General features: G+C 32.7%; 13 protein-coding genes. 7 read left to right on the top strand and 6 right to left on the bottom strand.

What is annotated here, in order from left to right:
* Positions 1-15: 15 nt before the first annotated feature.
* Positions 16-510, bottom strand: a complete 495-nt coding sequence (locus HNQ00_RS09965; protein ID WP_173838229.1) for a peptidase — start codon at positions 508-510, stop codon at positions 16-18.
* A gap of 215 nt (positions 511-725) precedes the next feature.
* Here HNQ00_RS09965 and tatA point away from each other — a divergent pair, with 215 nt between their 5' ends.
* The 3 genes from tatA to HNQ00_RS09980 all read left to right on the top strand — a co-directional run bounded on the left by tatA (position 726) and on the right by HNQ00_RS09980 (position 3,238).
* Complete coding sequence (gene tatA / locus HNQ00_RS09970; RefSeq protein WP_173838231.1) at positions 726-899, top strand: twin-arginine translocase TatA/TatE family subunit; 174 nt, start codon at positions 726-728, stop codon at positions 897-899.
* 120 nt (positions 900-1,019) lie between these two features.
* Entirely contained in the window at positions 1,020-2,402 is a 1,383-nt protein-coding gene (locus tag HNQ00_RS09975) for an alpha/beta hydrolase family protein (protein ID WP_173838233.1), read from the top strand.
* Between the two features lie 320 nt (positions 2,403-2,722).
* A complete protein-coding gene (locus tag HNQ00_RS09980; RefSeq protein ID WP_173838235.1) occupies positions 2,723-3,238 on the top strand; it encodes a PepSY domain-containing protein in 516 nt (171 codons plus the stop codon).
* A gap of 434 nt (positions 3,239-3,672) precedes the next feature.
* Here the strand turns inward: HNQ00_RS09980 and HNQ00_RS09985 are convergent, their stop codons facing one another.
* Positions 3,673-3,981, bottom strand: coding sequence for a GIY-YIG nuclease family protein (locus tag HNQ00_RS09985; RefSeq protein ID WP_173838236.1), 309 nt, complete (start codon positions 3,979-3,981; stop codon positions 3,673-3,675).
* Positions 3,982-5,186: 1,205 nt separating this feature from the next.
* Positions 5,187-7,310 (bottom strand): Tex family protein, encoded by a 2,124-nt coding sequence (locus tag HNQ00_RS09990; protein ID WP_173838238.1) that lies wholly within the window; start codon positions 7,308-7,310, stop codon positions 5,187-5,189.
* A gap of 54 nt (positions 7,311-7,364) precedes the next feature.
* Here HNQ00_RS09990 and HNQ00_RS09995 point away from each other — a divergent pair, with 54 nt between their 5' ends.
* A complete protein-coding gene (locus HNQ00_RS09995) occupies positions 7,365-7,646 on the top strand; it encodes a DUF1294 domain-containing protein (RefSeq protein WP_173838240.1) in 282 nt (93 codons plus the stop codon).
* On the opposite strand, the gene HNQ00_RS10000 is transcribed toward HNQ00_RS09995, so the two are convergent.
* The 3 genes from HNQ00_RS10000 to HNQ00_RS10010 all read right to left on the bottom strand — a co-directional run bounded on the left by HNQ00_RS10000 (position 7,641) and on the right by HNQ00_RS10010 (position 10,402).
* Positions 7,641-8,783 carry an ATP-binding protein gene (locus HNQ00_RS10000; protein ID WP_173838242.1) on the bottom strand — a complete coding sequence of 381 codons (1,143 nt, stop codon included), beginning with the start codon at positions 8,781-8,783 and terminating at the stop codon, positions 7,641-7,643. The genes HNQ00_RS09995 and HNQ00_RS10000 overlap by 6 nt on opposite strands.
* A 253-nt stretch (positions 8,784-9,036) precedes the next feature.
* Positions 9,037-9,468, bottom strand: a complete 432-nt coding sequence (rpiB, locus tag HNQ00_RS10005) for a ribose 5-phosphate isomerase B (RefSeq protein WP_173838243.1) — start codon at positions 9,466-9,468, stop codon at positions 9,037-9,039.
* Between the two features lie 694 nt (positions 9,469-10,162).
* The gene (locus HNQ00_RS10010; RefSeq protein ID WP_173838245.1) at positions 10,163-10,402 is read right to left on the bottom strand and encodes a DUF2007 domain-containing protein; all 240 of its coding nucleotides are present in this window, start codon (positions 10,400-10,402) and stop codon (positions 10,163-10,165) included.
* Positions 10,403-10,524: 122 nt separating this feature from the next.
* Here HNQ00_RS10010 and rnr point away from each other — a divergent pair, with 122 nt between their 5' ends.
* From rnr to HNQ00_RS10025, 3 genes are read left to right on the top strand one after another with little or no spacing between them, the layout of a single operon-like run.
* Complete coding sequence (gene rnr, locus HNQ00_RS10015) at positions 10,525-12,717, top strand: ribonuclease R (protein WP_173838247.1); 2,193 nt, start codon at positions 10,525-10,527, stop codon at positions 12,715-12,717.
* A gap of 15 nt (positions 12,718-12,732) precedes the next feature.
* Positions 12,733-13,401 carry a head GIN domain-containing protein gene (locus tag HNQ00_RS10020; protein WP_173838249.1) on the top strand — a complete coding sequence of 223 codons (669 nt, stop codon included), beginning with the start codon at positions 12,733-12,735 and terminating at the stop codon, positions 13,399-13,401.
* Positions 13,402-13,439: 38 nt separating this feature from the next.
* Positions 13,440-14,123, top strand: a complete 684-nt coding sequence (locus HNQ00_RS10025; RefSeq protein WP_173838251.1) for a LysE family translocator — start codon at positions 13,440-13,442, stop codon at positions 14,121-14,123.
* Positions 14,124-14,972: the final 849 nt, after the last annotated feature.

Here is a 14,972-nt window from a genome sequence, read left to right on the forward strand (position 1 = left end):
TAAAGTGCGAAACTTTTATTTAGATTTTTTTGAAGTATTCTTTTTCTTCTCGATTTGCTCCACCTCTTTTCGTAATTCCATTTCCTCTTCAGATGCTTTTAAATCTACTTGAGGTGGTGTTTCTTCGGCTGTAGCCAAAATAGAATCTTTATTAAACTTTGCATATTCGAGTTGGCCACTTAAAACCTTTTGAATGGCATTGATGTACGCTTCGTTCTTTTTTAAAGCCACAGTTAAGGAGTCTGATTTTAAAGCCAATTCCGTTGCGTCTTTTTTTAATTTCGAAGAAGAATAACCCGGAATAAATTCCCTAAGTGGTGTAAAAGCAATGATAAAAGTGGTAATCGAAATCAATAAAATAGCACCTAAGGAAGCCACAACAAAAACGTTCATCAAATTTAGTTTTAAAGAGAAGATCTCTTCAAAAGTGTCTTCATTCAAAATAACTAGTCTGTTTTTTGTGAATAATTTTTTATGAATTTTTTTCCTTTTCAGTCTCTTTCCAGCCATATCATATCTTTATCATACAAATATAATAATTTAAGTACACGATAACACTTCAGCCGCCATCAAGAGCTAGAATGCATAATTAAACAATCTTTTAATATATCTTTAACTTAGTAATCATTAAATAAATGTCTTAAAATGAGCGCACATAAAGTTATTCTATATACCTTTGTCGCTACATTTATTAAAAATTTGCCAAGGCAATAAATTATTCAATCATGGGAAGATTTGGTGTTACAGAAATCCTAGTTATTTTAGCAGTTGTTTTATTACTTTTTGGAGGTAAAAAAATTCCAGAATTAATGAAAGGATTAGGAAGCGGAATTAAAGAATTTAAAAATGCTTCTAAAGACGATCACGCAACTGAGAAAAAAGAAGAGACTAAAGAGTAATTTTTACTTAAATATTTAATCCTAAACGGCTTAAGTAGAGTAATCCCAAATCCCAATACCTGGTATTTGGGATTTTTTTTTATTATAAAAATGATCATGCACAATTAAAATACCGTTTTTATGAAACATTTCAAATTATTACTCACTTTTATACTATTTACAACTCTTGGTTTTAGTCAAGGTATCATGGGTACATGGAACGGAAAAATAAATGTGCAAGGAACCGATCTTCCTTTAATATTTAAAATTGATAAGACCGAAACTGGATATAAATCAACCCTTACTAGTCCCTTGCAAAGTCCTATCGCTTTACCTAGTACGATGACTTCTTTTTTAGACAGTAAATTGATTGTGCAAATAGTTAATTTAAATATAGAGTATAAAGGAGAATTCAAGGGCACTGAGATTTCAGGTATTTTTACACAAAGAGGTTTAAACTTTCCATTGATTTTAACAAAAGATGCAGCGGCCCCACTTTATGGAAGTCGTCCTCAAGAACCTAAACCACCTTACAACTATTTAATCAAAGAGGTTTCGTTTACAAATCCCGTTGATAAAAACACCTTAGCCGGAACGCTGACAACTCCTAAGGATAAAACAGAATTTCCAGTGGTTGTTATGATTACGGGTTCGGGAAGTCAAAATCGCGATGAGGAAGTTTTTGGTCACAAGCCTTTTTGGGTAATCGCTGATGATTTTGCTAATAAAGGTATTGGAGTCCTACGGTTAGATGATCGTGGTGTAGGTAAATCTACTATGGGTTCAAAAGAGGACACTACTGAAAATTTTGCTTCAGATATTAATACGGCAGTACACTATCTTAAAGATAACAGTTTTAATAACATTGGTTTAATAGGTCATAGCGAAGGTGGCTTAATAGCCCCAATAGTTGCCGCAGAAAATAAAAATGTAAAATTTATAATCTCAATGGCAGGCCCCGGAATTGCCATTGATAAATTAATGTTATTGCAAACTAAAGCAGTTTCAAAATCTAACGGAATAGAAAATGAAGAGACAGATACTAGTGCTAATTTTAATAAAACCGTTTACGCATTCGTTAAGAATTACTCAGGCTCTAATTTAAAATCTGATCTTAGGTTACGGTTAATTGCAGAGATGAAAAAATTACCCGAAGAACAATTAGGAACAGCAGATCAAATGAATGAATTCGTAGAAAGTCAATTACAACAACTTACGATGCCTTGGTTTGTAAATTTTATAAAATATGAACCTAATGCCTACTGGTCGAGAATTACAATTCCTGTGTTAGCAATAAATGGTACAAAAGACGTTCAAGTAACAGCCACAGAAAACTTAAACGGGATAGCAACTTCTCTAAATAAAGCAGCTAATGAGCATTTTGTTATTCGAAAATTTGATAATTTGAACCACCTTTTTCAAAAAGCAGAGACAGGTGCACTCTCTGAATACGCCAAAATAGAACAGACTATTTCACCTGAAGTTTTAAATACAATGAGTAATTGGATTTTGGAAAAGAAATAATTCTATAAACAGTATTTATTATAATTCGATTTTTTACACAGACCTCATCGCTAGTCCTAATTACTTTCAAAGACTGTTGCATTGTGCGCTAATTGTGCTTTAAATGTTCCCTATGCAACAGTATATTAAGACTTTGATTATTATCTACTATATTCAAATGTATTACAAGAATATATTAATCGCACACGTCACAACACAATTAACCCTAGCCATCCAATAAAAAATAAAAAAAATTAAAAACGTTATTTAGAATTAATCTTAATTATGTATGTTTGCGCTTTGAAAAAAGTGATAACACAAAAAATTAAGACTTAAGAGCAATGACAAAGAAGAAGAAATCAAGCAATTTAATGCGCATCATCCATCGTTATTTGGGGTTTTTCCTTGCAGGAATAATGGCAGTGTATGCTTTAAGCGGAATTATTTTAATTTTTAGAGATACTGATTTTCTAAAGCAAGAGAAAAATAATGTCAAAACAATTGCTCCCAATTTGACTGGAGAAGATTTAGGTAAAGCATTGCATTTACGTAAATTCAAAGCAGAACGCGAAGAAGGAGATGTCGTTTTTTTCAAAGAAGGAACCTACAATAAAAAAACAGGAGCTGCCGATTATAAAACAACAAGTCAGCCTTTTATAATCGAAAAGATGAACAATATGCACAAAGCAAAAACTGGTGATCCCTTGTTCTTTTTAAACATCTTCTTTGGAGTATCCCTATTCTTTTTTGTGATTTCGACTTTCTGGATGTTTACACCAAAAACTACCATTTTCAAAAAAGGAATGTATTTTACAGCCGCAGGAATTGTGTTGACATTGATAATGTTGTTTTTGTAAATTATAGCTTTTTGCATAATTTATATCACTCAATATTTGTCACTCTGAAAGAGTCTCTGCGTACGTTATTCGCGGTTGCTGAGACGCTTTCAGCTAGACAAACTAGGTGGAGTTTGATCGTCGTTAAACGTTTTGAATAATTTTTTATCATTATTGTCACTCTGAAAGAGTCTCTACGTACGTTATTCACAGTTGCTGAGACGCTTTCAGCGTGACAAACTAGGTGGAGTTTGATCGTCGTTAAACGTTTTGAATAATTTTTTATCATTATTGTCACTCTAAAAGAGTCTCTACGTACGTTATTCACAGTTGCTGAGACGCTTTCAGCGAGACAAACAGTGTGGAGTTTTATGGTTGCTTAACTTTGTCACATTACAATTATAGATACTTTTATCACAATTCTAATAACCCAATATTGTCACTCTGAAAGAGTCTCAAAACAATTCATTCAAAAAATTCCAGTCAGGGTTAATTGTATTGATCAATGCTTCCTTCACCTCCCGATTCATTAATTTGATTTCTTTTTCCCTTGCAATTGCAAGTTGTATCCAACCGAAATGTTCATAATAAAGCAAAAACTCAACATTATACCTTGCAGTAAAACTATTGGGGTTTAATTTTTCTTTATGTTCTTGAAGACGCCTTCGTAAATTGTTTGTTACACCCGTATATAGCACCTTTTTGTTTTTATTGGTAATTATGTAAACATAAAAATTGTAAATCCCTTCGGTGTATTCTATCATTAAAGCTGTTTTTAGATGCTGCTAGTTGAATTATAGTCGTCTAAAGTAATTAATTATTAAGGTATTAGCAAATTGCACTTATTACTTCGAAAGAGGCTCTGCACAAGTTAATCACAGTCGCTGAGAAGCTTTTAGCGGAACTTACTGGATGGAAATTTATTGTGGATTACTACTATTAAGAACTTTCAACACACTACTTTGACACATTACTTACTACCCAATCTTTGTCACTCTGAAAGAGTCTCTGCACAAGTTAATCACAGTTGCTGAGACGCTTTCAGCGTGACAAAGGGTCGCGATTTTGATTGTGGCTTACCTTAATCAACTTCTTTTTACCAAACTAAGTTAAACAATACTCATCTCACAATATTGTCACTCTGAAAGAGTCTCTGCACAAGTTAATCACAGTTGCTGAGACGCTTTCAGCGTGACAAACGGTGGCGACTTTGATTGTGGCTTAACTTAATCAACTTCTTTTTACCAAACTAAGTTAAACAATACTCATTTCACAATATTGTCACTCTGAAAGAGTCTCTGCACAAGTTAATCACTGTTGATGAGACGCTTTCAGCGTGACAGACGGTGGCGATTTTAATTGCGGCCAGCCTTAATCAACTTCTTTTTACCAAACTAAGTTACACAATGCTCATCACCTAATATTGTCACTCTGAAAGAGTCTCTGCGCAAGTTATTCACATTTGCTGAGACGCTTTCAGCGTGACAAACGGTGGCGATTTTGATTGTGGCTTACCTTAATCAACTTCTTTTTACCAAACTAAGTCACACAATGCTCATCACCTAATATTGTCACTCTGAAAGAGTCTCTGCGCAAGTTATTCACATTTGCTGAGACGCTTTCAGTGTGAAAAACGGTGGCGATTTTGATTGTGGCTTACCTTAATCAACTTCTTTTTACCAAACTAAGTTACACAATGCTCATCACCTAATATTGTCACTCTGAAAGAGTCTCTGCGCAAGTTATTCACATTTGCTGAGACGCTTTCAGCATGACAAACGGTGGCGATTTTGATTGTGGCTTACCTTAATCAACTTCTTTTTACCAAACTAAGTTACACAATGCTCATCACCTAATATTGTCACTCTGAAAGAGTCTCTGCGCAAGTTATTCACATTTGCTGAGACGCTTTCAGCGTGACAAACGGTGTGGAGTCTTATTGTGATCTACTTTTCTTAAATAAATTAACTTAAATCACCATCGTCAATTGAATTCTCTTTCTATCTTCATCCACTTCGGTAACTTTTACGGTTACATGTTGGTGTAGTTTCACAACTTCGTTTACATCGCTTACAAAGCCTGCTTTGAGTTGAGAGATGTGTACCAAACCACTTTCTTTGACTCCGATGTCAACAAAACAACCAAAATTGGTGATGTTATTCACAATTCCAGGTAAAATCATTCCTGATTTTACGTCTTTTATGGTTTTTACATTCGGGTCAAATTCGAAAACTTTAGCTGCTTTTCTCGGGTCTAATCCGGGTTTTTCTAATTCTTTAATAATGTCTTTTAACGTTAGTAAACCAATTTCTGGAGTGATGTACTTCTCTGGTTTTATTAAAGCTGTCTTTTCTTTATTAGCTATCAGATCATTAACTGTAAGTTTCAAATCTTTGGCCATTTTCTCTACAATCGAATAGGCTTCCGGATGCACTGCCGAGTTGTCCAACGGATTTTTGGCATTCGAAATTCGGATAAAAGCGACTCCTTGCTGGTACGCTTTTTCACCTAAGCGAGGGACTTTTTTTAATTGTTTCCTGTTTTCGAATGGACCATTTTCAGAACGATAAGTCACAATATTTTCGGCCAACTTCTCTCCTATTCCGCTCACGTAGCTTAGTAAATGCTTACTTGCTGTGTTAATGTTGATTCCAACCGAATTCACGCAACGAATCACCGTGTTATCCAATTCTTCTTTTAGTTTATTTTGGTCCACATCGTGCTGGTACTGCCCTACTCCAATGGCTTTTGGGTCAATTTTTACCAACTCTGCCAATGGATCTGAAAGTCTTCTTCCTATCGAAACCGATCCACGTACGGTCACATCATAATCTGGAAATTCTTCACGAGCAATTTTAGAAGCTGAATATACCGAAGCTCCCGCTTCCGAAACGATAAAAACTTGCACCGGCTTATCAAAAGCAATTTTCTTGATGAAGAATTCGGTTTCACGAGATGCGGTTCCGTTTCCTATTGATATGGCATCAATTTTATAGGCATTGACCATCGATTTAATCTTTTTCATTGCCATGGCCGTTTCATTTTGTGGCGCATGCGGATAGATATTTTCATTGTATAATAAATCACCTTTTTCATCCAAACAGACTACTTTACAACCGCTTCTAAATCCTGGATCGATAGCCAAAATACGTTTTTCTCCCAATGGTGGCGCCAAAAGTAACTGCCCTAAATTATTAGCAAATACCTGAATCGAATTAGCATCGGCCTTAGCTTTGGCTTCTTGCAAAGCTTCGTTGGATATCGCTGGATTCAGTAATCGTTTATAACTGTCTTCAATGGCTAATTGTACATGTGGTGTACTCGCGCTTTGACCTTTTAAAATCACTTCGTCAATAATATTATAGGCATCATCAATGTCTACTTCGACTTTAAACTTAATAAAACCTTCATTTTCTGCACGTAACATGGCCATTAATCGGTGGGAAGGCGCTTTGGTCAACGGCTCTGACCACTCAAAATATTGATTGAATTTTTGCGCTGCTTCCTCGTCTTTTTTGCTTTTGACAACTTTGGTGGTAATGATTGCTTTACGCTCGTATAATCGACGCAATTGCTTTCGAACATAAATATTTTCGTTAATCCATTCGGCTACAATATCCCGAGCTCCTTGCAATGCAGCATCTTCATTGATCACATTATCATTCAAATATTTGGTCGAAAGAAAATCTACATCATCATTGTTTTGTGCCAAGATAATTTTTGCCAACGGTTCTAGTCCGTTTTCACGAGCGACATCGGCTTTGGTTTTTTTCTTCTTTTTATAAGGCAAATAGAAATCTTCTAGTTCTTGCAAATCAAAACTTTTATCAATTTTGGCAAACAAAGTTTCGTTCATCGCGCCTTGCTCCATGATGGCTTTCAAGATGGCTTCTTTACGTTTCACGACTACTTCGTAAGCTTTTTGAAGCTTGGCTATGTTTTCAATTTGTACTTCGTCCAAATTTCCGGTAGTATCTTTTCGATACCTAGAAATAAACGGAATAGTACAATCTTCTTGTAATAATTGAACGGTTTTTTGAATATTGATTGCTGCTGTAGCAACCGATTTGGATATGTATTGTATGTTGGTCATTTTAGTTTTTTTCGAACAGCTAAAATAATATCTTTGAAACTTAAATTAAGTTAAATGACATTTTTGTTCTACCTATTTTTAATTATTAATGTAATTGCTTTTATACTAATTGCCTACGATAAAAATCTAGCAAAAAACCATAAAAGACGTATCCCTGAGCGAACACTTCTTTTATTTGTATTGATTGGAGGTACAATTGGTTCTGGGATAGCAATGCAGATTTTTAGGCATAAAACCGCAAAGAGAAGTTATCTTTTAAAGTTTTGGGGAATAGTCATTTTGCAAATACTACTATTATATGCCTTTTATCATTTTGATTTAGGAAGAGAATTATAGAATAAAATCCAAATAATTGGACTTATTAATTACTTCAAAGCCTGCTTCTGGATACGCTTTTGCGAAAGCGGTAGGAACCTTAACTTTCTTGTTTTCATTCCACTTAAACTCAAAACCAGTGAGCATATCTCCCCTTTCTTCCAACCAGTCTAATTCTTGTTGGTCATAAGTGCGCCAAAAGTAATTATTGGTTGTAATTTTATGATAATGTTGTTTTTTAATTCGTTCTACGGCTAAATAATTTTCCCATAAATCGCCAACATCATTTCTAGCATCCAATCGATTAAAATTATTAATTATTCCGTTTCGAATGCCATTATCATAAAAATACCATCTACTTGATTTTACAATTTCTTTCCTCAAATTTCGGCTGAAACCCTCCACTTTAAACAAAATGAAAACCTTAGACAAGAGATCTAGATAATTAGCAACCGTATTTTTTGAAATTTGCAATTGATTGCCTAATTCTTGCAATGAAACTTCTTTACCAACTTGATAAGCGATCAATCGCAAGAGATTGTATATTTTATCCGCTTGCTTAATGCCTTCAAAAGCTAAAATATCTTTGAGTAAATACGCGTTAATAATTTCGAATAAATACTCTTTCTTCTCCTCCCAATCTTGATATTGCATTAATTCTGGATAACCTCCAAAAAGCAGACGCTCTTCTAAATTTTCAGTGGTTTGTTTGTAGTTTTCTTGAGTCGAAAATTCCATTTGTGCTAATGGAAAAAGATAAATCGTATTTTTTCGACCTACCAATGGTTCACCCAAATTATTATTCAAATCAAATATTGAAGATCCTGTTGCAATAATTTTAATACCCTCAATGGAATCTACTATTAATTTTAATATTAAACCGATTTCAGGAATGGTTTGTGCTTCGTCAATTACTAATAAATCAATGTTAGTTAATAGACGTTTGTAATTAGCTACAGAACGCTCTTGTAATAAATTAGCATCTTGAATATCTTCACCATTCAATTGCAGATAACTTCCCTCGCGTACCGTTTTGAGATAATTTTTAATCAATTCTGTTTTACCAACACGCCTTGCGCCCAACAAAATCAATACTTTATTAGGTAAAACTTTTTTACTAAAATTGTCAAAAATGGCTCTCGTTAAGTAACTTTTCATCACATTCTAATTAAAATATAGATCAAATATACTTTAAAAAATGTAAATACCGTCAGTTGACTGACTCAATTTACATTAATACCGTCAGTTGACTGACTCTATTAACATTAAATCAGTCAATATAAAATAAAAAAACCGCAAATACATTTCTATAATTAATGTATTTGCGGTTCAAGTTATTTAATTGTTTAAAAACTTCTCGTGTACAAAAGAAATAATCTTTTTTAGAAACTTAGAAACTTTAAAAAACTACTTATTGGCAAGCAATTTTGTTCACTCTATTTTGATGTCTTCCACCTTCAAAATCAGTACTTAAAAAAGTTTCTACGATTTCGATAGCTTGTTGGATCGAAGTATATCTAGCTGGAATACTAACAATATTTGCATCATTATGCTGTCTTGCTAATGCCGCAATTTCCTTAATCCAGCACAAACCAGCACGCACATTTTGGTGTTTGTTTGCAGACATTGCAATACCATTTCCGCTACCGCAAATTAGAATTCCAAAATCAGCCTTACCTTCTTCTACATCTGTCGCTACAGGATGCGCAAAATCAGGGTAATCTACACTATCAGGAGTATCTGTTCCATAATTAGTAATTTGGTGTCCTTTTGCTTCAAGCATTGCTACAATAGCTTTTTTATATTCTGGTCCTGCGTGATCGTTTCCTATTGAAATTTTCATAAGTTGTATATTAAGTTGTGTACTGCAAATTTATTAAAAGTATACTTTAAAACAGTTTTCAAAAAAATTTATTTACTATATAAATAAGCCACAAACTATATCTAGTAATCTATACTGCTACTAATAACTAATTATCAATACATTAGGTAGTTATCAACATTATTAATAACTCATTAAAATACTGGTTACCAGTGATTTATTTTTAAAAATTTAACTAAAATAATACATTGTTAATATCGTATGCTAATTCGTTGATTTTCAGTTAACGTTATGTTAATAGAAATTGTTGATAAGTTGAGAAAGAATTTTAGAACTATTTTTTGGTAGTTTAAAAAAATAAGCTAATCCAAAACCGAGATTTAATAACCTAGAAAAGTTGTCTCAATTTTTAGAAAAGTTATCAATACTCTAAATAGGTTTATCAACATAAAATCTAAATTTAGTTATTTACAATTTTACTATTAATTAGTTTATCAACCGTTGTTAATTAAAATCGAAATCTCTTTGAAAACAAGCTACTTAAATACTCGTAGCATTGTTAATAACTCTATATAAAAGACCAAAACTAAATTTCAAACCTTTTTTTCAAAATTTTATAGTAGCTATTAACACACTATAATACCCATTAATAAATAATTTAAATTTAATTTTTCTTTTTGTATTATTATATATGTGTTGACAACTTTCAAAAAAATTAAACGATTCTAAGATTGTTGTCATATCTCATTTCATGAAGAATTGATTTTACTGTTTCAATATCGTTAGGATGAATTCTAAGTTTAATTCCACCCAAGGCTGTTGAATACATTGGAGCAAACGAAGACATGATTTCGTTTTCAAAAAAATACTGCAATTCTTCTTGATCTAATCGGTGTTTCAAAATTTCGATTTCGTGTATGTAATCGAAGACTGCAATAGTGATAAATCTTTCCATATATTTAATTCTTTCAATAAAGATACAATTAACTGTTGAAAGTTATATTTTCTTTAAAACTCCTTGCTATTTTCTTATAACTGTTAACTATTTTGTAATTTTCGAACTTTAAGAAAAGATTTATGAGTAAAAGATTAAGAAAGCCAGTAAAGAAAGAGAAGGATTTCTCAGATAAAATTATAAAAATACTGTCGCAAAGTGCTAATAAAGCATTCAATTACAAACAAATAGGGGCTAATTTAGACCTAGATGATACCCAAAGTAGAAACCAAATTATTAAAGATTTAAAAATTTTAGCCTCTCAAGATAAAATTATTGAATCAGAACCTGGGAAATACCTGATAAAAGCAGCTAGCCAAGATTATTATGAAGGTAAAATAGACATGACCGGTCGTAAGACTGCTTATTTTGTTTGTGCTGAATTAGAAGAAGATGTGTTTATTCCTACGAATAATTTAAATCATGCTTTAGATAAAGATATTGTTAAAGTATACGTTTACAACAAACGAAAAGGTAAAAAACCAGAAGGTGAAGTAATCGAGGTTATTGAAAGAAATAAAACTGATTTTGTTGGAGTTATTGACATTCAAAAAAACTTTTCATTTGTTTCCACAGCAAATCCAAAAATGTACACTGATATTTTTATTCCAAAGGATAAAATAGGGGAGGCAGAGCAAGGAGATGTTGTACTGGTGCACATTGAAGATTGGCCTAAAAAAGCCGATAGTCCTTTTGGAACGGTAGTTAAAGTACTTGGAAAACCTGGTGAACATGATACTGAAATTCATGCAATTCTAGCAGAGTATGGCTTGCCGTCAGAATTTCCTATTGAAGTAGAAACGTTTGCACAAAAAATTGATACTTCAATTACTGCAGATGAAATTGCTAATCGTAGAGACATGCGCGATACGCTAACTTTTACTATTGACCCAAAAGATGCTAAAGATTTTGATGATGCCTTGTCCTTCAAAAAACTAGAGAACGGAAACTACGAAATAGGAATTCACATCGCCGATGTTTCTTATTATCTTGAAGAAGGAACTATTCTTGATGATGAAGCGTATCAACGTGCGACATCAGTTTATTTAGTAGATAGGGTAGTACCTATGTTGCCAGAGGTTTTATCAAACTTCGCTTGTTCATTACGTCCACAAGAGGAGAAATATACTTTTTCTGCTGTGTTCGAAATTTCAGAACAAGCACAAGTGGTGAATCAATGGTTTGGTCGAACAGTTATTTTCTCTGATCAACGTTTTGCTTATGAAGAAGCACAGCATATTATCGAAACTAAAGAGGATACCATTCCAGAGGATATTTCGATTACCGGCGAATCTTACGTAGTAGCTCCTGAAATTGTAGCTGCTACTTTAAAACTAGATGAGTTAGCTAAAATTTTAAGAAGAAAGAGAATGGCAGATGGTGCTATATCTTTTGATAAAGTCGAAGTTAAATTCAACTTAGATGATGCTGGTGAACCTCAGGGAGTATATTTTAAAGTTTCTAGAGATGCCAATCATTTGATTGAAGAATTCATGCTTTTAGCTAATAAAAAGGTTGCTGAATACATTGGTAAACAAAAGAAAACATTTATTTACCGTATTCACGATGAGCCTAATGAAGACAAATTGATTGCTATGCAAACCGTGATCGCAAAGTTTGGTTACAAAATTGATTTTAGAAATAAAGGTGATGTATCTAAATCTTTGAATCAATTAATGGCTGATGTAAACGGTAAAAAAGAGCAAAATCTTATCGATACGCTTGCGATTCGCTCTATGAGTAAGGCGAAGTATTCAACAGATAATATAGGCCATTACGGACTAGCATTTGATTACTATTCGCATTTTACTTCACCTATTCGTCGTTATCCTGACGTTATGGTACACCGTTTGCTACAGTTTTACTTAGACGGAGCTAAATCTGCGGATGAGGAAGTCTATGAAAAGAAATGTTTGCACTGTTCTACTATGGAAGGGTTAGCAACAAATGCTGAGAGAGATTCTATAAAATACATGCAAGTGAAATACATGCAGGATCACCAGGATGAAGAATTTTTAGGAGTTATTTCAGGTGTTACTGAGTGGGGTATTTATGTCGAGATTATCGAAAATAAATGTGAAGGGATGGTTCGAATAAGAGACATCAAAGATGATTATTACACATTTGATGAAAAGCAGTATGCCTTAGTTGGTGCTACATCAAATGATATTTTGCAGCTAGGTGACGAAATATATGTAAAGGTTAAGAATGCTGATCTAGTAAAAAAACAACTGGATTTCAACTTTTTAAGGAGAAATACAGAACCAAAAAAGTAAAATAGTTACGTTATTATGAAGAAGTTTTTAATCATTGTTTTTGTCTTGGCTTTACAGCCTGTATTTGCACAAGTGAGTAAATCTGTTGGTGATTTTAATGCTGTATTAGTATTTGATAAACTAAATGTTAAGTTGGTTGCTGCCGATGAGAATAAGGTTGTTATTGACGGTGATCGTCAATATGAAGTGGAAGTTATTAATAAAAATGGAAATTTAAAATTAAGAATGCCGTTTCCTAGAGTCTTAGCTGGAGATAATATCTCGGTAGTGGTTTACTATAAAAAAATTGATGCTATAGAGGCGAGTGAAGGTGCTATGGTAGGTAGCGACGATGTATTTAAAGCTGCTATTTTTAACTTAAACGCTAGGGAAGGAGCTAAAATAAATTTGAAAGTAGCTGTAGAAAAATTAAATTCAAGGTCTGTCACTGGTGGTATTCTAAACATTACAGGAACAGCTATTAATCATGAGGCTAGTTTACTTACTGGTGGACTTCTTGATGCAAAAGATTTAGTAACCTCTCAATCAACTGTAAGCGTATTTGCGGGAGGAACTGCCGAAGTCTATGCAACAGCATTAGTAGATGCTAAAGTAAGGGCAGGAGGCTCTATTTTTATCTATGGTAAGCCCAAGCAAATTAATAAAGTAACCAAGTTTGGTGGTACAATTGAAGAAAAAATTTAAATTGCGCTCTTTTAGTTTTAAGTAAATTTCATTTTAAAATGATCAACGATATTTTATCAGGTATTCCTTGGGGAATTTTTCTAAGTTTCATGATTGGTCCAGTTTTCTTTATCTTATTAGAAACGAGTATTATCAAAGGATTTAGAGCAGCTCTTGTATTTGATTTAGGAGTAGTTTTAGGAGATGTTTTCTTTATTGCAATTGCATATTTGGGAAGTTATCGTTTAATCCAAAGTCTGCAAGACAAACCCGCATTATTCATTTTTGGAGGAATAATCATGTTTGCTTATGGAGTGATTTCGCTTATTAGTCTTCGCAAAGAGAAGAAGATTAATACAGCGGCAATTGACCAAGAAATTATTAAAAAGAATTATTTTAGTTTGTTTGTAAAGGGTTTTTTGTTGAACGTTATTAACATCGGTGTTTTAGGTTTTTGGATGGCAGTAATTATTTCTGTAGGTCCTAAATTAGAAATGGAAAACAGTCGAATGCTAACGTTCTTCTCTGCTGTAATTATCACTTATTTGATCATTGATTGTATCAAAATATTACTGGCAAAGCAGCTTAAATCAAAAATGACTCCTAAGAACATTTTAAAAATTAAAAAGGGAATCAGTATTGTTTTAATGATCTTTGGATTGGTTTTAATCACTCAAGGTTGGTTTCCACAGGAAAAGGAAATGGTTAAAAATGCATTCCAAAAAATAGAAAAGCAAAATTAATACTTGTTTTAGAAATATACAAACCGCTCTATTTGAGCGGTTTTTTTGTTTTTAATCTATTCTATAAGTAAACAGTTAACTTTGCTGTATAAGGTTTAATCACTATTTATTAATTTTAATATGCATACTTTATATTTCTCTGTGAAACTATTTTCTACCATTAAGAAATTAAGAATAGTTACCATTTAGATTTACTTTCGAATAGTAATATAATAATCCTTTAAATTTCTATGTGGAAACTTTGAAACTACTTTCTACCATTAGGAAATTAAGAATAGTTAAGGTTTAGATTTACTTTTGAATGGTAGTATAATAATCCTTTAAATTTCTATGTGGAAACTTTGAAACTACTTTCTACCGTTAAGAAATTGAGAAAAGTTAAGGTTTAGATTTACTTTCGAATAATAGTATAATAACTCATTGGATTTGTTTTTGGAAACTCTGGAACTAGCTTTGAAACTACTTTCTACCATTAAGAAATTAAGAGTAGTTAAGGTTTAGATTTACTTTCAATTAATAGAATAACAAGTCTTTGGATTTCTTTTTGGAAACTCTGGAACTAGCTTTGAAAATACTTTCTACCATTAAGAAATTAAGAGTAGTTAAGGTTTAGATTTACTTTCGAATAATAGTATAATAACTCATTGGATTTGTTTTTGGAAACTCTGGAACTAGCTTTGAAACTACTTTCTACCATTAAGAAATTAAGAGTAGTTAAGGTTTAGATTTACTTTCGAATGGTAGAATAACTATGTGTTTTGACCCCTATAAAACAAGAGTATTATTCTAAATTTCGATTATTAATTATGCTGTTAATTTTTCCATTAAAATTAGATGTTTATCCTGGTT

Source organism: Flavobacterium aeripolare, from assembly GCF_013294025.1.
Classification (GTDB): Bacteria; Bacteroidota; Bacteroidia; order Flavobacteriales; family Flavobacteriaceae; genus Flavobacterium.